The sequence below is a fragment of the Streptomyces roseicoloratus genome, from assembly GCF_004117935.1.
Classification (GTDB): domain Bacteria; phylum Actinomycetota; class Actinomycetes; order Streptomycetales; family Streptomycetaceae; genus Streptomyces; species Streptomyces roseicoloratus.
The window spans coordinates 1-19,563 of sequence record NZ_SDOY01000123.1 but is presented as its reverse complement, the minus strand read 5'-3'; the positions used below and the strand labels follow the sequence as shown (position 1 = coordinate 19,563).

15 protein-coding genes are annotated in these 19,563 nt (G+C 71.2%); 9 read left to right on the top strand and 6 right to left on the bottom strand.

The features are described from left to right. Positions 1 to 550 precede the first annotated feature (550 nt). Together ESG85_RS36640 and ESG85_RS18195 are read right to left on the bottom strand one after the other, a co-directional pair. Positions 551 to 3,724 carry an AfsR/SARP family transcriptional regulator gene (locus tag ESG85_RS36640; protein ID WP_281288056.1) on the bottom strand — a complete coding sequence of 1,058 codons (3,174 nt, stop codon included), beginning with the start codon at positions 3,722 to 3,724 and terminating at the stop codon, positions 551 to 553. 282 nt (positions 3,725 to 4,006) lie between these two features. Beyond that, positions 4,007 to 5,191, bottom strand: coding sequence for a low temperature requirement protein A (locus ESG85_RS18195; RefSeq protein ID WP_128980519.1), 1,185 nt, complete (start codon positions 5,189 to 5,191; stop codon positions 4,007 to 4,009). Between the two features lie 462 nt (positions 5,192 to 5,653). On the opposite strand from ESG85_RS18195, the gene ESG85_RS18190 reads away from it, so the two are divergent. From ESG85_RS18190 to ESG85_RS18150, 9 genes are all read left to right on the top strand, one after another. Continuing rightward, positions 5,654 to 7,105, top strand: coding sequence for an MFS transporter (locus ESG85_RS18190; RefSeq protein WP_246095125.1), 1,452 nt, complete (start codon positions 5,654 to 5,656; stop codon positions 7,103 to 7,105). A gap of 334 nt (positions 7,106 to 7,439) precedes the next feature. Beyond that, on the top strand, positions 7,440 to 9,767 hold the full coding sequence (gene pflB, locus ESG85_RS18185; RefSeq protein WP_246095123.1) for a formate C-acetyltransferase: 2,328 nt from the start codon (positions 7,440 to 7,442) through the stop codon (positions 9,765 to 9,767). Positions 9,768 to 9,921: 154 nt separating this feature from the next. Further along, positions 9,922 to 10,722 (top strand): pyruvate formate-lyase-activating protein, encoded by an 801-nt coding sequence (gene pflA, locus ESG85_RS18180; protein WP_128980515.1) that lies wholly within the window; start codon positions 9,922 to 9,924, stop codon positions 10,720 to 10,722. A 76-nt stretch (positions 10,723 to 10,798) separates the two neighbouring features. Beyond that, entirely contained in the window at positions 10,799 to 12,007 is a 1,209-nt protein-coding gene (locus tag ESG85_RS18175) for an MFS transporter (RefSeq protein WP_128980513.1), read from the top strand. After that, entirely contained in the window at positions 12,004 to 14,316 is a 2,313-nt protein-coding gene (locus tag ESG85_RS18170; protein ID WP_128980511.1) for a molybdopterin oxidoreductase family protein, read from the top strand. The genes ESG85_RS18175 and ESG85_RS18170 overlap by 4 nt, the downstream gene beginning before the upstream one ends. 8 nt (positions 14,317 to 14,324) lie before the next feature. Then, on the top strand, positions 14,325 to 14,924 hold the full coding sequence (locus ESG85_RS18165) for a 4Fe-4S dicluster domain-containing protein (RefSeq protein WP_128980509.1): 600 nt from the start codon (positions 14,325 to 14,327) through the stop codon (positions 14,922 to 14,924). Continuing rightward, positions 14,921 to 15,613, top strand: coding sequence for a Rieske (2Fe-2S) protein (locus ESG85_RS18160; RefSeq protein ID WP_128980507.1), 693 nt, complete (start codon positions 14,921 to 14,923; stop codon positions 15,611 to 15,613). Before ESG85_RS18165 ends, ESG85_RS18160 begins: the two co-directional genes overlap by 4 nt. Beyond that, positions 15,610 to 16,095 (top strand): hypothetical protein, encoded by a 486-nt coding sequence (locus ESG85_RS18155; RefSeq protein WP_128980505.1) that lies wholly within the window; start codon positions 15,610 to 15,612, stop codon positions 16,093 to 16,095. Before ESG85_RS18160 ends, ESG85_RS18155 begins: the two co-directional genes overlap by 4 nt. Before the next feature lie 69 nt (positions 16,096 to 16,164). Continuing rightward, the gene (locus ESG85_RS18150) at positions 16,165 to 16,377 is read left to right on the top strand and encodes a hypothetical protein (RefSeq protein WP_128980503.1); all 213 of its coding nucleotides are present in this window, start codon (positions 16,165 to 16,167) and stop codon (positions 16,375 to 16,377) included. Between the two features lie 19 nt (positions 16,378 to 16,396). Here ESG85_RS18150 and mscL read toward each other — a convergent pair whose 3' ends face one another. The 4 genes from mscL to ESG85_RS18130 all read right to left on the bottom strand — a co-directional run. Beyond that, positions 16,397 to 16,909 (bottom strand): large conductance mechanosensitive channel protein MscL, encoded by a 513-nt coding sequence (mscL, locus tag ESG85_RS18145; RefSeq protein WP_128980501.1) that lies wholly within the window; start codon positions 16,907 to 16,909, stop codon positions 16,397 to 16,399. Between the two features lie 114 nt (positions 16,910 to 17,023). Beyond that, complete coding sequence (locus ESG85_RS18140; RefSeq protein ID WP_309549042.1) at positions 17,024 to 17,407, bottom strand: CpaB family protein; 384 nt, start codon at positions 17,405 to 17,407, stop codon at positions 17,024 to 17,026. A gap of 399 nt (positions 17,408 to 17,806) precedes the next feature. Continuing rightward, positions 17,807 to 18,679, bottom strand: a complete 873-nt coding sequence (locus ESG85_RS18135) for an S-methyl-5'-thioadenosine phosphorylase (protein ID WP_128980497.1) — start codon at positions 18,677 to 18,679, stop codon at positions 17,807 to 17,809. A 33-nt stretch (positions 18,680 to 18,712) separates the two neighbouring features. Beyond that, a partial coding sequence (locus tag ESG85_RS18130) for an IS982 family transposase (RefSeq protein ID WP_128978292.1) occupies positions 18,713 to 19,563 on the bottom strand: 851 nt, incomplete at its 5' end.

Below are 19,563 nucleotides of genomic sequence, written 5' to 3'. Positions count from 1 at the left end.
GAGGCGATCGCCCCGACAGGAAGGAGACTGGCCGCGTCCGCTGACGAACCACGCACGAAGCGCTGACGGCGGCTGACCACGGCGCGGGTGGGCACGGCGGGCGCGGGTGGGCACGGCCGCCTGGGTGGGCAGTGAGGGCCGGGCGAGCTCTACGGCCCGGGCTCGGAGGCCTCGGGCTTGAGCCCGAGGCACCAGGCAGCCCGGCCAGGCAGCCCAGGCCCGGGTGGAGCTGGGGGCCGGCGGCCCGGGGGCCAGGAGTTCATGGCCAGGACCTTGAGCCTCGGACGAATTACCCCGGCGCCCTGGACTCAGGACGGAGTACCGAGGCGGCCTCGTCGGGGCGGATCGCCCACCAGCCGCACTCGGACATGTCCTGCCGGCCTGGAAGGGCCGCAGGGTCCGGCAGATCCGTGGAGCCCGGCAGTCTGCGGAGCCCGGCAGGTCCACGGAGCCCGGCAGGTCCGCGGCTTCCGCCAGAACCGCGGCGTCCGGCAGATCCGCAGCGTCCGGCAGGCCAGGCGGGCCGGTCAGGTCCTGCGGGCAGGGCCGGTCAGGTCTGCGGGCCCACGGAGGCCAGCGGGCCTGCCGGGCCAGGCAGGCCCGCCGCCTTCGGCTCCTGCGGCCGGCCGGGGAGGCCCGCGCGGCGCGCGGTTTCCGCCGCGCGGGTGCGGTCCGCGGCGGCGGAGTCCGGGTCGCCCGCGGCCTCGTGGACCGTGGCGCGGCGGCCGAGGAGGTCCACGATGTCCTCGGCCACGCCCAGGGATTCGAAGAGGCCGAGGGCTTCGGCGAGCAGGGGCAGCGGTTCGGGGGAGAGGCCGGCGAGCCCCTCCAGGGCCGTGGCCGTGCCCCAGCGGTCACCGAGGGCGCGGAAGCCCGCCAGGGCCGCCGTCAACGTCCGTTCCGCCGTCTCCCGGTCTCCCCGGGCCAGTGCCAGGTGCCCCTGGCCGACCAGGTCGAGGGCACGCGACCAGGGGTCGTCCGGTACCGGAAGGCGCTCCTCCGGCCCGACCGCCGTGGCCCACAGGAACGCGGTGAACGGCTGCCGCAGCGGCTCCGTACGCGTGACGAGCAGGTCCCGCGCGCGTACGAGCCGTGTGGTGGGAGGCGGGGCCGGCTGCCGCTGCTGCCCGGTGCTGGTGTCAGGGCCGGCTACGGCGCCGCCAGGGCCACTGCCGGGGCCGGTTCCGATGGCGACGCCAGGGCCCGTTCCGGGCGCGGGTGCGGCTCCGGCGATCAGGACGCACAGGGCGTACTCCTCGCCGAGACCGGCCGAGTCCGGTGCGAGACTGGCCTGTTCGACCGCGTCGAGCAGTTCCGCGGCCGGCCCGGCGACCTGGCCGCGCAGGCCCCGCAGCCACCAGTACGAGGTGAGCGCGGCCACCAGGCGCAGCCCGTCCTCCGGGGACGCGCGGCGCAGGGCGGTGCGCAGGTTCGGCTCCTCGGCGTCGAGGCGGGCGAGCAGGCCGAGCTGGTCAGGGCCGCGCAGTCCCGGGTCGGTGGCGCGGGCGAGGGCCAGGAAGTGGGCGGTGTGCGCGGCGAAGGCCGGGTCGTCGGCGGGCAGCTGCCCCGCCGCGTAGGCGCGGACGGTCTCCAGCATGCGGTAGCGGCTCCGGCCGCTCGCGTCCGTGGTCGCCTCCATCAGCGACTTCTCGGTGAGCGACGCCAGGAGGTCGGCGGCGTCCGCGGCATCCGTGCCCCAGACCGCGGCCGCCGCCTCGATGGTGGCGCCGCCCCGGAAGACGGAGAAACGCGCCGCGGAGACCCGTTCCTCCTCGTCCAGGAGTTCCCAGCTCCACTGCACCACCGCGGCCAGCGTCCGGTGCCGTTCGGGCGCCGTGCGGTCCCCCCGCGACAGCACCCGGAACGGCCCGGCGAGCCGGTCTCCCAGCCGGTCGGCGAGGTCGTCGACGGTGAGGGTCCGCAGCCGGGCGGCCGCGAGTTCGAGGGCGAGGGGCAGCCCGTCGAGGGCCGCGCAGATCTCGGGCACGCGCGCGTGCCCGGTGAACCCGGGCCGGGCCGCCGCCCCACGTCGTACGAACAGCTCCTCCGCCGCACCGGCCGCGAGCGCGGCCAGCGGCAGCAGGGATTCGCCCGTGATGCCCAGCGCCTCACGGCTGGTCGCGAGGACCCGCAGCTCCTGGCAGCCGGTGAGCAGCTCCCGTACGAGCAGGGCCGACTCGGCCACCACGTGCTCGCAGTTGTCGACGACGAGCAGCACCGGCCGGTCCGCGAGGGCCCGCACGAGTGCGTCCGAACCGGCGTCCCGCACCCCGAGCGCACGCGCGAACGCCCCGGCCGACTCGCCCGGCCCGACGGCGGCCAGGTCCACGAACACGGCGTCACGGCCCGCGCATTCCACCGCGAGCCGGGTCTTGCCCGCGCCGCCGGGTCCGACCAGCGTCACCAGCCGCGCGGCCGAGAGCAACGCACCGAGCCGCTCCCGCTCGCGCTCCCGCCCCACGAAGGCGGTGAGCGGCAGGGGCGGCCGCACGCGGGTCCGTGGAACGGGACCAAGGTCACGACCACCAGGACCGGGCGCAAGTCCAAGACCAGGACCAAGACCAGGACCAGGCACAAGTCCCAGACCGGGATCAAGATCACGACCGGGACCGGGCACAAGTCCAATGCCGGGACCAAGACCAAGACCAACGCCAAGGCCAACGCCAACGCCAACGCCAAGGTCGAGTCCGAGATCGGGATCGCCTCCGTCGCGGTCCGGAAGTTCCGTCCCGGGGCCAGGCCCGTGCCCGGAGCGGCCGCCCCGCCGGCCGGGGCCGGTTCCGCCCCGGATTTCCGCCGCCCCGCTCGCCGGCCGAGCCGACGCGTTTGCCGCCTGCCCCGACCCGTTTGCCGCCGGAGCCGGCCCGTTCTCCGCCCGACCCGACGCGTCTGCCGCCCGACCCGGACCGCTCGCTGCCTGCCCCGGCCCGTTCTCCGCCCGACCCGGCCCGTTCGCCGACTGCCCGGACCCGTTCGCCGACGGGGCGGATGCCTCTCCCCGGAGGACCGCCAGGTGGGCCGAGACCAGTTCTTCCGATGGATCCGCGCCCAGCTCCTCCGCGAGCGCCCCGCGCACCTCCTCGTACACGCCGAGCGCCTCCGCCTGTCGCCCGGCGCCGGCCAGCGCCCGCATCTGGAGGGCCCGGAGCCGTTCGCGCAGCGGGTGGGCGGTCGCCGCCTCCGTCAAGTCCCGTACGAGCGGAGCGGGATCACCGCCGCAGGCGAGGCGTGCGGCCGCCCACTCCTCCAACGCGTCGAGGCGCAGCGCGTCGAGCCGGGCGACCTGCGCGGCGGCGTACGGAGCGTCCCGTACGTCCGCGAGGGCAGGTCCGCGCCAGAGCCCGAGGGCCTCACGCAACAGCTCCTCGGCCCGTACGGCGTCCCCGGACGCGGCGCGGAGCCGGGCGCCCTCGCGCGCCAGCCGCGCGAACCGCAACGCGTCCACGTCGTCGGCCGCGACGCCGGCGAGCCGGTAGCCGGCGGGCGAATGCTCCACGGCCACCCCGTCCGGCAGGCCCGCCCGGCGCAGCCGGGAGACCTGCGACTGGAGGGCGTTCGCGGCGCCTGCCGGAGGGTCGTCCCCGTACAGGCCGTCGACGAGCCGTTCGACCGCGACCACGTGCCCCGCGTCGAGCAGCAGCAGGGCGAGCAGCGCCCGCACCCGGGGACCGCCGGAGGCGGGCGAGCCGCCGACGGTGAGCGGACCGAGAAGCCGGAAGACCATGGGGAAATTCTCACCTGGGGGACGGCGCGGGCCCAGGGGCCGGAGCAGGGCAGGGGGCAGGTACAGGGGTTCCGCTGGGCGCGGGCACGGCGCGAGGGCTCCCGTGAGGTGCATGCGGCGTGCGCCGTCCGGCACCGTACACACGGCGCGGGACGTCCCGTGCGCCACGCGCGGCGTAAGGCCACGGAGGAACCCTCTTCCGCCCCTCGTACCCCTCGTACCTCTCGCACCCTTCGTACCCCTCACACCCCTCGCGTCCCTCGTGCCGCTCTGCTCCCCGCCTCAGGAGGCCCGTGGTCCGTTCCGTCTCGTGGCCGGGTTGGTGGCCGTCAGGGTCACTCCCACGGCCACCGTCGCCGCCGAGACGAGCCCGGCGGCGAACACCGCCCAGTGCCCGGCGAAGGAGCACATCAGGATCGCCAGGACGGCCACAGGAAGCACCGCCTGCTGGGCGAAGCCGACCTTGAAGTAGCGGGCGTGCAGCAGCCACACGCACAGCAGGAACACGGCCGCCGGGATGGTCACGGCGGAGGACGCGGCGAGGGTGGTGATGTGCGCTTCGCCGACGGCCTGCTCGACCGCGATCTCGATGCCCGCGCCGATCGCGGCGGCGGAGGTGAAGATCAGGTAGTGGCCGTAGCCCCAGAGGAAGCCCTGGCGGTTGGAGGCGAGCCGGTCGTGGGCGGGGACGACGAAGTAGATCCACCAGGCGGCGAAGACGATGAGGAGTCCGCCTGCGGCGATCGGCAGCACCTCGCCGAGCGCGTCGTTCTCCGCCACACCCGACTTCACGGCGACCGTCGCCGCCGCGATGGTCTCGCCGAGCACGATGATGGTGAAGAGGCCGTAGCGCTCGGCGATGTGGTGCGGGTGCCAGTGCGTCGTGACGTCCTTCTCCGCGTACACCGGTACGGCCATCTCGGCCAGGGCCATGACCAGGAACACCCATGGGCGGCCGTCCTCGGGAACGAACAGCAGCGCCGTCCAGCCGATCTGACAGGCCGCCACGCCGCCCGCGTACCGCCGGCACATCGTTCGTTCGGCGGGGTCGGTGGCGTGGTGCGCGGCGCGCAGCCACTGCGTGGAGAGCGCGAGCCGCATGACGAGGTACCCGATGTACACGACAAGGAAGTCGTGGTCCTCGAAGGCCCGCGAGACGCCGGCGGCGAGGATGAGCACGCCGGCGATCTGGACGAGGGTCACGACCCGGTACAGGACGTCGTCGTTGTCGTACGCCGAGGCGAACCAGGTGAAGTTCATCCAGGCCCACCAGATGGCCCAGAACACCATCGCGTAGTTCAGGATCCCGGTCCCGGCATGCCCCTCCGCGACGGCGTGCACGAGCTCCGCACCGGCTTGGGCGACGGCGACGACGAAGCAGAGGTCGAAGAACAACTCGAGCGGCGTGGCCGCCCGGTGCGCTTCCTCACGCGACCGGGCGGTGAGCGGAAGAAAGGGTTGCGTCATGCCCCACAGAACAGCACGCCCTCACCCACCCACGGCCGTACGACACCACGACGCTGGGGTGCCACGGCGCTGGGGCCCCACGACACACGATGCCGCCCGCCGGGACGTGGGGCGCCACGACACGCGATGCCGCGCGCCGGGACGTGGGGCGCCACGACACACGATGCCGCCCGCCGGGACGTGGGGCGCCACGACACACGATGCCGCCCGCCGGACGTGGGGTGGGTGCCACGACAGCCCGATGCTGCCTGCCGGGACGTGAGGTGCCACGACAGCCCGATGCCGCGCGCCGGGACGCGGGGCGCCACGACAACACGACGCGGTAGCGCCACGACGAGGTTCGTAGGGCCCGGTCCGGCGGGACCTCCGCCCGCCGACTCCCACGACGATCGGCTCTCCCGTACGCCTGCTGTCCGAGCGGAGCCTGGAGGAGCAAGAGCCCCTCGACCTCAGGAAATCGCCATGAGTTCGGTAGTCCAGGACAGCAGAAGGACGGGCGGCCCGTCACCCGCCCCGTACGGCGCGGAGCAGTACGGGCCCGGCAGGACGATCACGGACTGGGAACCGGAGAACGAGCTCTTCTGGAAGTCCATCGGCAGCCGGGTCGCGAACCGCAACCTGTGGATCGCCGTGCCGGCGCTGCTCGTGGCGTTCGTGGTCTGGCAGGTGTGGTCGGTCACCGCGACGAACCTGAAGGACGTCGGCTTCGCCTTCTCCACCTCCCAGCTGTTCTGGCTGACGGCAGTCCCGGGTCTGACCGGCGGCACGGCCCGGATCCTCTACACCTTCCTCGGCCCGATGATCGGGCAGCGGCGCTTCACCGCCCTGTCGACGCTGGTGCTGGTCGTGCCGCTGATCTGGCTGGGCATCGCGATCCAGGACCCGTCGACCCCGTACGGGGTGATGGTCGGCATCGCCGCGCTGTGCGGCATCGGAGGCGCGAACTTCGCCTCGTCCCTGGCCAACATCGGTTTCTTCTTCCCGAAGGCGAGGAAGGGCAGCGCGACCGGTGTCAACGGCGGCCTCGGCAACCTGGGCGTCTCCGCCGTCCAGCTGCTGACCCCGATCGTCATCACCTGGTCGACGATTGCCATCGGCTCGGCCCAGCACAAGGCCGACGGCACCCCGGTCCACCTGCAGAACGCCGCCTTCATCTGGGTCCCGGTGCTGCTGGTCCTGGCCGCCGTCGCCTGGTTCGGCCAGAACGACCTGAAGGTCGCGTCGACGCCGTTCAGCCGGCAGAAGGTGATCTTCAAGCGCAAGCACAACTGGCTGATGACCTGGCTGTACGTCGGTACCTTCGGCTCGTTCATCGGTTTCGCCGCCGCCCTGCCGATGCTGATCAAGACCACCTTCCCTGACTACTCCGTCGCCACCTACGCCTGGATGGGCCCGGCGGTCGGCGCCCTCGCCCGGTGGGCGGGCGGCTGGATCGCCGACAGGTGGGGCGGTGCGCGGGTCACGATCCTGTCCTTCGTGGGCATGGCGGTCTCCATCGTGGGGGTGATCGACTTCCTTCCCGCGATCGACGACGGCGGCTCCGGCGCTTCCGGTGCCCCCAGCGGTTCGTTCTACGGCTTCTTCTTCTGCTTCCTGGCGGCGTTCCTCTTCTCCGGCATCGGCAACGGCTCGACCTTCCGCCAGATCCCGGTGATCTTCCGTGGGACCCATCTGAAGGGCTTGACCGAGGGCACCCCGGAGTACGCGCGTGCCCGGAAGCAGGCGGAGATGGAGTCCGGAGCCGTCACCGGTTTCACTTCGGCCATCGCCGCCTACGGCTTCTTCTTCATCCCGGCACTCTTCGGCTCCATCGCCGTGACCAGCGCGATGTGGGGATTCGTCGCCTTCTACCTGAGCTGCGTACTCGTGACCTGGTGGTTCTACGCCCGCAAGAACGCCGAGGCCCCCAGCTGACGGACCTGCGCCGGGCCGGCCCGCCTGATCGGGCGCGGGCCCGGCCAGGTCTGCCGTCGGCCACAGGTTGGGCGCAGGCTCCCTCGACCGTCGGCCCGTCTGGCCCGGGCTGGGCGCCTGCGAGCCTGCCCGGCTGGCCGCCGGCCCCGCCGAAGGACCCCGCCGGCCCTGCCGAAGGGCCCCGACGGCTCCGCCGAGAGACCCCGACGGCCCCGCCGAAGGACCGCGCCGAACGGTCCCGCTTCGACGGGGCCTTTCCGCATGCCAGGGAAGGGACCAACGGCCGTCGACTGGTGACCATTGCCGCCCCATCCGATCGATCAAACGGAGTGCAATGGAAGCAGCCAGCCGGCAACAAGGCTGTTCCGAGAGATCGAAGGCGGTGCGGGCAGTGACGGTGACCCCTGCTGAAGCAACGGTGAACGGTGGAGCCTGGAAGGGCTTCAAGGGCGGTCTGTGGCGTGACGCCATCGACGTACGCGACTTCATCCAGCAGAACTACACCCCGTACGAGGGAGACGGCTCCTTCCTCGCCGGCCCCACCGAGCGGACCACCGCCGTGTGGAAGGCCATCACGGACAGGTTTCCGGAGGAGCGTGCCAAGGGCGTCCACGACGTCGCGTACGACATCCCCTCCACCATCACCGCCCATGCCCCGGGCTGGATCGACCGCGACAAGGACCTGATCGTCGGCCTCCAGACGGACGCCCCGCTGAAGCGCGCCATCATGCCGAACGGCGGCTGGCGCATGGTGGCCGGCGTCCTGGAGACCTACGGCTACCCGGTCTCGACGGAGCTGGAGAAGGTCTTCACCGAGTACCGCAAGACCCACAACGCCGGCGTCTTCGACGCCTACACCCCCGAGATCCGCGCTGCCCGCAAGGCCGGCATCGTCACCGGCCTCCCCGACGCCTACGGTCGCGGTCGCATCATCGGTGACTACCGCCGGGTCGCCCTCTACGGCGTCGACCGCCTCGTCGAGGTGAAGGAGCAGGAGAAGGCGGAGCTGAACTCCCTCTCCGCCGGGAACCGTTCGCTGGAAGAGACGATCCGGCTGCGCGAGGAGCTCGCGGAGCAGATCCGTGCGCTCGGCGAGCTGAAGGTGATGGCCGCCGCCTACGGCTACGACATCTCGGGCCCGGCCACCACCGGCCGCGAGGCCATCCAATGGCTGTACTTCGCCTACCTCGCCGCCGTGAAGGAGCAGAACGGCGCCGCGATGTCGCTGGGCCGCACCTCCACCTTCGTTGACGTCTATCTGCAGCGGGACATCGAGTCCGGTCTCCTCACCGAGGAACAGGCACAGGAACTGGTCGACGACTTCGTCATCAAGCTGCGTATCGTCCGCTTCCTCCGCACCCCCGAGTACGACGAGCTCTTCTCCGGCGACCCGACATGGGTCACCGAGTCCATCGCCGGCATCGGCGTGGACGGCCGTCCGCTGGTCACCAGGACCTCCTTCCGCTATCTCCAGACCCTGTACAACCTCGGTCCGGCCCCCGAGCCGAACATGACCGTGCTCTGGTCACCGCAGCTCCCTCAGGGCTTCAAGGAGTTCTGCGCGAAGGTCTCGATCGACACCTCCTCCGTCCAGTACGAGTCGGACGAGCTGATGCGTCCCCGCTTCGGCGACGACACCGCCATCGCCTGCTGCGTCTCCGCGATGCCCGTCGGCAAGCAGATGCAGTTCTTCGGCGCTCGCGTGAACCTCGCGAAGACCCTCCTCTACGCGATCAACGGCGGCCGCGACGAGAAGTCCGGCGTCCAGGTCGGCCCCGACACCGGCGCCGTCACCTCCGAGGTCCTCGACTACGACGAGGTGATGCGCAAGTTCGACGCGCAGATGGAGTGGTTGGCGAACGTTTACGTCCACGCGCTGAACGTCATCCACTACATGCACGACAAGTACGCCTACGAGCGCATCGAGATGGCGCTCCACGACCGTGACGTGCGTCGCACCATGGCCTGCGGCATCGCCGGCCTCTCGGTCGCCGCCGACTCGCTGGCCGCCATCAAGTACGCCAAGGTCACCGCACTGCGCGACGAGACCGGCCTGGCCACCGACTTCGAGATCGAGGGCGACTTCCCGGCGTACGGCAACAACGACGACCGTGCCGACTCGATCGCCGTCCGGCTGGTCGAGGAGTTCATGAAGAAGGTGCGCAAGCACCCGACCTACCGGAACGCCGAACACACCCAGTCCGTCCTGACCATCACCTCCAACGTCGTCTACGGAAAGAAGACCGGCAACACTCCCGACGGGCGTCGTGCCGGCGAGCCGTTCTCCCCAGGCGCCAACCCGATGAACGGCCGCGACACCCACGGTTACGTCGCCTCGGCCCTGTCGGTCGCCAAACTCCCGTACCAGGACGCCGAGGACGGTATCTCGCTGACCAACACCGTCACTCCCGACGGGCTCGGCCGCACTCCTGAGGAGCGAATCAGGAACCTTGCCGGCGTCCTCGACGGCTACATGGCCACCGACGGCTTCCACATGAACGTCAACGTCCTCAACCGAGACGTGCTGCTCGACGCCATGGAGCACCCGGAGAACCACCCTCAGCTCACCATCCGGGTCTCCGGATACGCGGTGAACTTCGTCCGCCTCACCCGCGCCCAGCAGCTCGACGTCCTCCACCGCACCTTCCACGGCTCCCTGTGACCCGAGCCCCCGGGCCGGCCCTCACCACCCGGCCACCCGGCACTCGCCTCACTCGGCTCGCTCCTCTTGCTGATCTCGTTCTCCTTCGCTCCTCTCGCCTCGTCTCGTCTCGTCTTGCTCCTCTCGTCACTCCTTCCTGATAGGAGGCCCCGCCATGGCCGTGCTCCTCGGCTCGGACATCCCGACCCGTCCCGCCACCCCTGCCGCCGTTGTGACCGGGCGGCCCTCGGAGGGTTCGGTGCACTCCTGGGACCTGTCCACAGGTGTCGACGGTCCCGGCACCCGCTTCGTCACCTTCCTCGCCGGCTGCCCCCTGACCTGCCTGTACTGCCACAACCCCGACACCTGGCGGATGCGGAACGGCAAGCGGACCTCCGCCGACGACGTGATCGCGGAAGCGGGCAAGTACACCCGCTTCATCGCCGCCTCCGGCGGCGGGGCCACTGTCTCGGGCGGCGAACCCCTGCTCCAGCCCGTCTTCACCGGCGAACTGCTGCACCGGATGAAGTACGAGCTCGGCCTGCACACCGCCCTCGACACCTCGGGCTTCCTCGGCGCCCGGGCCACGGACGCTCTGCTGCGCGACACCGACCTGGTCCTTCTCGACATCAAGTCCTGGGACCGGGACACGTACGAGAAGCTGACCGGTCGACCGCTCCAGCCGACCCTGGACTTCGCCCGCCGCCTCGCTGACCTCGGCCAGGAGGTCCACGTCCGCTACGTCCTCGTCCCGGATCTCACCGACGACCCGGCCGACATCGAGGGAGTCGCCGCCTTCGCCGGGGGTCTCGGCAATGTCTCCCGCGTGGACATCCTCCCCTTCCACCGGCTCGGCGAAGCGAAATGGCGAGCACTCGCCAGGCCGTTCACCCTGCACGACACCCCGTCGCCGACTCCGGAGCAGGTCGCTGCGACACGGGAGATCTTCCGCTCCCACGGGCTGTACGCCGTTTGAGCTCGGCCCGGGCATACGCTCACCCGCCGGCATCGCAAAACGGGCGTAAAGGGGTGAATGCTTCTATCGTGAGCGCGTGATCGAGCCACCGCAGGCCCCTGCCGAGCCCCCGCCGGCCCCCGCCGGCCCGCCGCCCGCCCCGGCGGACCGGACGCCGCAGACCCCCGCCCAAGTGCGCCGCCGTGCCACCCTCGCCGGGGTCGCCGTCTCCGTGTTGCTGATCCTCGCTATCGTCTTCGGCAGCCGACTGCTGCGCGATTTCGACTCGGCCCTCCTTCCGTACGCGGTGGCGACCGTCTTCCTCGCCTTCGGCGTCGCCTACCGCTACACCGTGTGGGTGTCCGCGCCGGGCGCCCGCCGCTTGTTCCGGCAGGGCTGGCGCGCCTTCTTCTCGGTCGAGAACTTCCGCAGCGCTCCCACCGCGCTGCCCCGGATGATCGCCACCTACCTCGGCTTCCAGAAGTTCCTCGGCGCCCGCTCGCACGCCCGGTGGGCTGCCCACCAACTGATCTTCTGGGGCTGCATCCTCGCCGCCCTCATCACCTTCCCGCTCACCTGGGGCTGGTTCACCTTCACCTCCTCCACCGGCTCGGGCCCCGGCTACGAGATGCGGATCTGGGGCTTCAAGGTCCTGGGCTTCGACTCGCTGAACATCGTCGGCTGGCTGATGTTCCACGGCCTGGACATCGCCGCCGTCCTCGTCATCCCCGGCGCCTGCTACTTCCTGTGGCGACGGATGAAGGACCGCGGCGCCATCACCGGCCAGCGCTTCGCCTACGACCTGGTCCCGTTGATCGCCCTCATCGTCATCTCGGTCACCGGCCTGCTGCTGACCTTCTCCTCGATCTTCCTGCACGGTGGCGGCTACGAGTTCCTGGCGATCCTTCACATGGTGTCGGTGGTCTTCACCCTCATCTACATCCCGTTCGGGAAGTTCTTCCACATCGTCCAGCGCCCCGCCGCCGTCGGCATGCAGCTGTTCAAGTACACCGCGCGCCGCAAGGCCGAAGCCACCGGCCCGGCATCCGCCGGCACCGCGACATCGAGCACCGCCACGATGAGCGCCGCGGCCGGCGTGGTCGGTGCCGACGGCCCCGACGCCGGCCTCCTCACCTGCCGACGCTGCGGCAGGCCCATCGACACCGCCCCCTATGTCGACAACCTCCAGGGCACCATGCGCGACCTGGGCCTCGGCTTCGACGAGTGGACCGAGTACTGCCCCCGCTGCAAGCGGGTCCTCCGGGGCAACGCCTACCTCAGCCACGTCAAGAAAGGCTTCAAGTGACGCACGCGCACGCCGGGCAGCAGCTGCCTCTGGATCCGTCCGTCGCCCCGCCCGGCACCCGGAACTTCCGCGACGCCGGAGGCATCCCCGCCGACCGCTGGCACGCCGACCAGAACGGCGAGACCCTGGTCCCCACTCACTGCTGCTTCTGCGGCGTGCAGTGCGGCATGTACCTGCGCGTCGACCACGCCGGCAAGGTCTTCGGCGTGGAACCCCGCAACCACGACATCAACCGGATGCGGCTCTGCCCCAAGGGCATCAACGCCTATCAGCAGGTCAACCACCCCGACCGGCTCACCTCCCCGCTGATGCGCCGCAGCCGCGACGAGCCCTTCCGGGAGGTCGGCTGGGAAGAGGCGCTCGACTTCACCGCCTCCGAGATCCGCCGCATCCAGAGCGAGTACGGCAACGACGCCTTCGGCCTGCTCGGCGGCGCGAGCCTGTTCTCGGAGAAGACCTATCTGGTCGGCAAGTTCGCCCGCGTCGCCCTGAAGACCCGGCACGTCGACTACAACGGCCGGCTGTGCATGGTCTCCGCCGCGGGAGCCAACAAGCTGGCCTTCGGCATCGACCGGGCCGGCAACCCGTTCTCCGACATCCTCCTCACCGACTGCCTCCTCATCGCCGGGTCCAACGTCGGCGAATGCTTCCCCGTGATGACCCAGTACCTCTGGGGAGCCCGGGACCGCGGCGCCACCCTGATCGTCGTCGACCCGCGCGAGACTGCCATCGCCCGCACCGCCGACATCCACGTGGCGCTCAAGCCGGGCACCGACTCCGCCTTCTTCAACGCCGTCCTCCACGTCGTCGTCGCCGAGGACCTCACCGACGAGGCCTACCTCGCCGCCCACACCACCGGCTGGGAGGAGGTGAAGAAGACCGTCGCCGACTATCCGCCCTCCCGCGCCGCCCGGATCTGCGGCGTCCCCGAAGAGCAGATCGTCCAGGTCGCCCGGGTGTTCGCCGGTGCCGGCAAGGCCATGGCCTGGCACGCTCGCGGCGTCGAACACCACTCGCAGGGCGTCGAGAACTGCCTGACGATCATCAACCTGTGCGTCGCCACCGGAAACATCGGCCGCCCGGGCGCCGGCTACGGCACCATCACCGGCCAGGGCAACGGTCAGGGCGGCCGCGAGCACGGCCAGAAGTCCGACCTCCTGCCCGGCGGACGCTCCATCTCCGACCCCGAACACCGCCGCCAGATCTGCGCGATCTGGGGCATCGACGAGTCCGAGCTGCCACCTGCCGGCACCTCCATGATGGAGATGGTCTGGCAGATGCAGCGCCGCGAGATCCGCGGCCTCATCGGCGTCTGCAACAACCCCTTCGTCTCGCTCCCTCACTACGCCACGGTGAAGGAGGGCTACGACACCACCGAGTTCCACGCCCAATTCGACTTCTTCCTTTCCGAGACCGCCGCCAACGCGCACGTCGTCTTCCCCGTCACCGTGTGGGCCGAGGACGAGGGCGTCATGGCCAACGCCGAGGCCCGCGTCGTCAAACACAACAAGGCCCAGGAGCCCCCGGCCGGCGTCCGCACCGACACCTGGGTCATCTGCGAGCTCGCCAGACGCCTCGGGGCCGGCGACAAGTTCGCCTTCCCCGACTCCCGCGCCGTCTTCGAGGAGCTGCGCATCGCGTCGGCCGGAACGGTCAACGACTACTACGGCATCACCTACGAGCGGCTTGAGGAGACCGGCGGCATCGTCTGGCCCTGCCCCTCCACCGACCACCCCGGCACGCCACGCCTCTTCGAGGACGGCAGGACCTATCACGCCGACGGCAAGATCCATATGCAGGTCGTCGAATGGCACCCGCCCATGGACCCGTACAGCGAGGAATACCCGCTCTCCCTCACCACCGGCCGCACCGTCGCCCATTTCCTCTCCGGCAACCAGACCCGCCGCCTGGGCGCCCTCGTCGAGCAGACGCCCCGGCCCTGGGTCGAGGTCCACCCCTCCCACGGCTTCCGCAACGGCGACCCGGTCCGCGTCGTCACCCGCCGCGGCAGCGAGGTCTTCCCCGCTCTGGTCACTGAGGCCATCCGCCCCGACACCGTCTTCGTCCCCTACCACTGGCCCGTGCCCACTGCCGCCAACGCCCTGACCATCGACGCCCTCGACCCGCGCTCCAAGATCCCCGAGTACAAGGTCTGCGCCGCCCGCATCGAGGCCGCCGAACGCATCGACGAGGTCCCCGCGCCACCCACCGGGCCCGGCCAGGTCGCCTACCCGGAAACCCAGGTCTCCCGCGGCGACCCCCTGCCGCCCACGTCCCCGCAGGGTCGGGGCACCTCGGAGAGGAGCTGACGCCGCACATGATGGGCCGCACGATCTTCATCGACCCCGGCCGCTGCATCGGCTGCCAGGCCTGCGTCTCCGCCTGCCGCGAGTGCGACTCGCACCGCGGCAAGTCGATGATCCACCTCGACTACCCCGACGAGGGGCACTCCGTCGCCTCCCTTCCCACTGTGTGCATGCACTGTGAGGACCCCGTCGCGCCCTGCGCCGAGGTCTGCCCCGCCGACGCGATCCTGGTGACCGCCGACGGCGTGGTGCAGCAAGCCGACACCACCCGCTGCATCGGCTGCGCAAACTGCGTCAACGCCTGCCCCTTCGGTGTCCCGAAGATCGACCTCCAGGCAAAGCTGCAGATGAAGTGCAACCTCTGCTACGACCGCACCGCCTACGGCCTCGCCCCCATGTGCGCCACCGTCTGCCCCACCGGCGCCCTCTTCTACGGCACTCTCGACGAACTCCGCGCCGAACGCCCCGGCGTCCAGGTCGCCGACTCCTTCACCTTCGGGGCCACCACCGTCTCCACCGGGGTGGCGATGGTCGTTCCCGCGGACAAAGTCCAGTGGCTGGTCCCCGGCGGTCTGCCCGTCGTCGAAGTCAACGGAGTGGATGTCCGATGAGCGTCACCGCACAGCCGCCGGACGGTTCCGGCACGGCCACCGGCCCGGCCGACCCCGCAGGCGAGGACCGGCCGGCCGACGCCGCCCAGGCGGCCCTCCGCGACCGCATCGCCGCCGATTCGCTCACCACCCGCCGCGACTACCTGCGGATCGTCGCCACCGTCTCCGGCGGCCTGGCCGTCGGTGGCATCGGTGTCGCCTCCGGCATCCTGCACCGGCACGGCGACAGTGACGACGGAGCGCCCGAGCCCCGGAAGATCGCCGACCAGCTCCTCCCCGGCGCCTCGATCGCCTTCCGCTATCCCGACGAGGAGGACCGCGCCGTCGCCATCCGTCTGCAGGACGGCACACTCGCCGGCTACTCCGCCGTCTGCACCCACCTGGCGTGCGCCGTCCTGTGGCGCAGTGACCGGGGGAGCGAGGGAGAGCTGTACTGCCCGTGCCACGAGGGTGTCTTCGACGTCCGCACCGGCGAGGTCACCGCAGGCCCGCCGCCCCGCGCCCTGCCCAAGGTGCTGCTCGTCGAGGAGGCCGACGGCAGCGTCTGGGCTGTGGGCACCACCCGCTCCGGCGAGAGCGTCCAGGAAGGACTGTGCCGTCAGCTCGGCGAGGAACGGCCCGGCCTCGCCGAACGCCTCGGCTGCCCCGGCGCCGGGGGCAGCGTCGCGGAGAGGAGCGGAACGCCATGACCGAGCCCCCGTTCCCCAAGGACCCGGGCGCTGCCGGCACTCCCGGTGGCTCGGGTGCCCCCGGCACCAGTGCCTCCGGTGGCCCGGGCGCCTCCCGTGGCCCGGCAGGTCCGGCCGAGGCGTCGGAGGGCCCGCAGCGGCCCGCGTACACCCCCGGCAGCGCCCAGCCACGCCTCAACCGTCCGGTCCACGAGCGCTACCCCCAGATCCGGCCCACCAGCGGCTATGGCGACCCCCGTATCCGCCACACCGGCCCCGGTCCGGGTGCCGGCACCGAGCAGGAACCCGAGCGCTCCTCCAAGCTCTCGGCCCGTCTCGCCCTGGCCCTCACCGTGGTCATCGGCCAGCTGTGGGGGCTGACCATCGTGGTCGACGAGTGGATGTCCGGCGACACCGGGACAGCCTGGTGGGGTGCGGGATTCCTCGTCCTGTCGTTCCTGGTCGTCCTCGGCCTCTGGCTGCTCGACCCGAAGGACCGCTGAGCGGAACCCTGCTGATCAGCCCGCGGATCGAAGGCGTACCCGACGGTGACACCGGCGTACCCTGAAAACATGAGCACCGCCCCCGCCCACGGACCGCGAATGCCGAAGCAGTCCGACACCGTTCCCGAATCCGAATCCAGGCCGGCACTGATCTTCGACGATCCACTGGACCAGCAATCCGCGGACGATACGGACCGCGGGTGGGGCGAGCGGCCTCCGGCCGGCGGCAGCGCCGCCGACCTCGCGCGCTTCCTCGACGAGAAGCCGCCGCACCACCTCTGACGCCGACGCGAGTCGTCGGTCAGGAGGTGGAGTGCGTCCCGACGCCGTTGACGGCGCCGGACGCCTTGCCCGTGTTGCTCACCGGGCTGCGCTGAGCGACCAGGTGGTCGCGGATCTCCTTGAGCACCTCGAGCTCGCTGACCTCCAGGGTCTCCTGGACGCCCTCCTTCGCCTTCTCGTGCGCCACGCGCTTCGCGAGGATCTTGGCCATCGGCAGGACCATCAGGAAGTAGACGACGGCCGCCGTGATCACGAAGCTGAGGACGGCGCTGAGGACGAGACCCCACTGGATCTGGATGCCCTGCATCTCGCCGTTCACGACCTGGCAGGGCGCCTTGAGGCAGGACGCGTACCCCTCGAGGTCCTTCGTGCCGAAGGCACCGACGACCGGGTTGATGATGCCCTTGACCACCGAATTCACGATGTTGGTGAACGCGGCACCGATGACGACGGCCACCGCCAGGTCGATCACGTTCCCGCGCATCAGGAAGGCCTTGAAGCCTCCCAGCAAGGTTTCCTTCTTCTCGGCCACCGAGGTGCCTTTCGTCGCGTGTGCTGCACTGTGCGGAGCCATTACGCCGTGACCGGAGCGAAGGCGTCCAATCCGTACACACGGGACGGTTACTTGACAGGTCGTCAGTGCGAATCAACATAGCGTCACCGCCAGTTGGGACGTCATGCCCGCCCCGGCGAGCGCCGCCGCCGTCGACCGTGGAACGGAGAGAACGACCAACGCCCCGCCGCCCGAACGAGTCTCGCTCAGCTGCGGCACTTCAGCCACTCGGACGCCCGAGGCCACCACGCGGGCCTCTCCGCTGTCACCCGTCGGTGAACCGGCCGCGGCGATCACGTCCACGCGGTCGCCGGGCCTGAGCAGGCGCACGGTTGCCGCGTCGGCGATCCGGACCGGGGCCGAAACCAGCGGAACCGGGGCCGGCCGATGGGCCTTGCGGACCGGCGGCGGAGGCGGCTGCGCCGCCGGGTCGCTGGCGCCGGCCGCGCCGGCCGCCGCGAGCGCGGCGGCCGTCATCGCGAGGACTGCGGCAGGCGCCCGCCGCCTGCGGCGCAGGGCCCGACGCAGCCGCAGCCTCGCACCGCGTACACGCAGAGGTTCGAAGAGAGGGACGCCGCAGGGCGCCGGCACCGAGGTGGGAGTGTGAGGGAGGCAGGAGCCCGTGAGGCTCGAGTCCGTGGTCATCGCGCAAACCGCCTGTCGTGACGTGGTCGTTCACCGGACCGTCCGGCGAACCGCGACCACCGTCCCGCACCCGCCGCGATCCCGCTCGGGCCTGTGGACAACCAGGCGATTGTGGACAACTTCCTCACCCCCGCGAGCGATTGCCGCGGTCGGGCCGGATCGGGGACGCTTGAGTCAGTTCGGTCTCGCGGGCGGCCGATCCTCACCCGGCCCCGACCCCGGCCACGAGGCTCAGGGCAGTTCGATCCCCAAGTCCCACTCATCGTGGGCTCGCGTGCACAGGCAGTCCCGGTCGATCGTCGCGGGAAGCGCACCGACCGCGTCGAAGAGCACGTCGCGCAGCCGGCCGACGTTCTCGCCGAACACACGCAGAACCTCGGCGTGCGAGACACCGTCCCCGGTCTCCGCGCCCGCGTCCAGATCCGTCACCAGTGCGAGGGAGGTGTAGCAGAGTCCCAGTTCCCGGGCGAGTACGGCCTCGGGGTGGCCGGTCATGCCGACCACCGACCAGCCCGCGGCCGCGTGCCAGCGCGACTCGGCGCGCGTGGAGAAGCGAGGGCCCTCGACGACGACCATCGTGCCGCCGTCGACGGGTTGCCAACCGCGCCCGCGGGCGGCCTTCAGGGCCACCCGGCGTCCGTCAGGACAGTAGGGGTCGGCGAAAGTCACATGGACCACGTGCGGTACGGCGCCGCCCCAGGCCGAGGGCAGTGGTTCCCCATCGAAGAAGGTCTGCGCGCGGGCCTTCGTCCGGTCGACCAGCTGGTCGGGCACGACGAGAGTGCCGGGGCCGTACTCCTCGCGCAGTCCGCCTACCGCGCACGGCCCGAGGACCTGGCGCACGCCCAGGGAGCGCAGGGCCCAGAGGTTGGCGCGGTAGTTGATCCGGTGCGGCGGCACGTGGTGGCCGCGGCCGTGCCGCGGAAGGAAAGCCACCCGCCGGCCGGCGATCTCGCCGAGGAAGAGGGAGTCGCTGGGGCTGCCGTACGGGGTGTCGACCGACACCTCGGTCACATCGTCCAGGAAGGAGTACAACCCGGAGCCGCCGATCACGCCGATGTCCGCGTGCGAGTCCGCCGTCGGGCCAGTCGTCTGGGTCGCCATGGCCGCCACCCTAGATGAATGAGTCCGATGTTTTCAGTGGTCGTAGGCGATCAGTGAGCGTTTGACTGCGGCGCCGGTGGTCCAGTTGTGCCAGATGCCGGCGGCCAGGGCGAGGAGTCGTTGTCCGGTGCGGGCGAAGACACCGGCCGGGGTTCTGCCGCCGTGGTGTTCGAGGCTGAGCTGGCCTTTGAGGGTGTCGATGACGGCCTCGATCCACTGTCGGACCCGGGCGATCTTCCCGTGCCGGACCGGTTCGTCCTTGCGGTCCGGCCGCACGAGGTGGGCGCCGAGGCGCTCGCTGACGAAGGTCTCGAACTCCTTCCCGGCAAAGCCCTTGTCGGCGAGGATCACCTGCCCTTGGCGGACGAGGTGGTGGTCGTGTTCGAGCAGGGCGGCCATCACCTCCCGCTCGCCGATCTTCGGGTTGGCCAGACACCAGGTGACGGGCATGCCCTCGGCGGTGGTGACCAGGTAGAGCCGGAAGCCCCAGAAGAAGCGGGAGTGGCTGCGGCAGTAGCCGTATCCGCAGTGCCCGGCCAGTTCGGAGCGTTTGACGGTCTCGCGGGAGGCCGCGCAGGGCAGCGGGGTGGAGTCGATCAGCCGCAGGTCGTCGTTCCAGGTCGGCACCTGCCGGGCCAGTGCCTCGATCACCTGGCTGATCAGCGGACCTGCGGCGTTGAGGCGCTTGTTGTAGGCGGACTGCTGGGGCAGGTAGCGGAACAGGTGTCCCAGCCGGGCATGCGCGAAGCGGATCCAGTGCCGGGCCGAGGGGAAGCCGAGCAGGACCTGGGCGACGGCCAGGCACAGCAGTTCGGCGTCCGTGAGTTTCGGGGGTCGCCCGATCCGGCGACAAGGCGCCACATGGTCGTCGATGAACACGTACA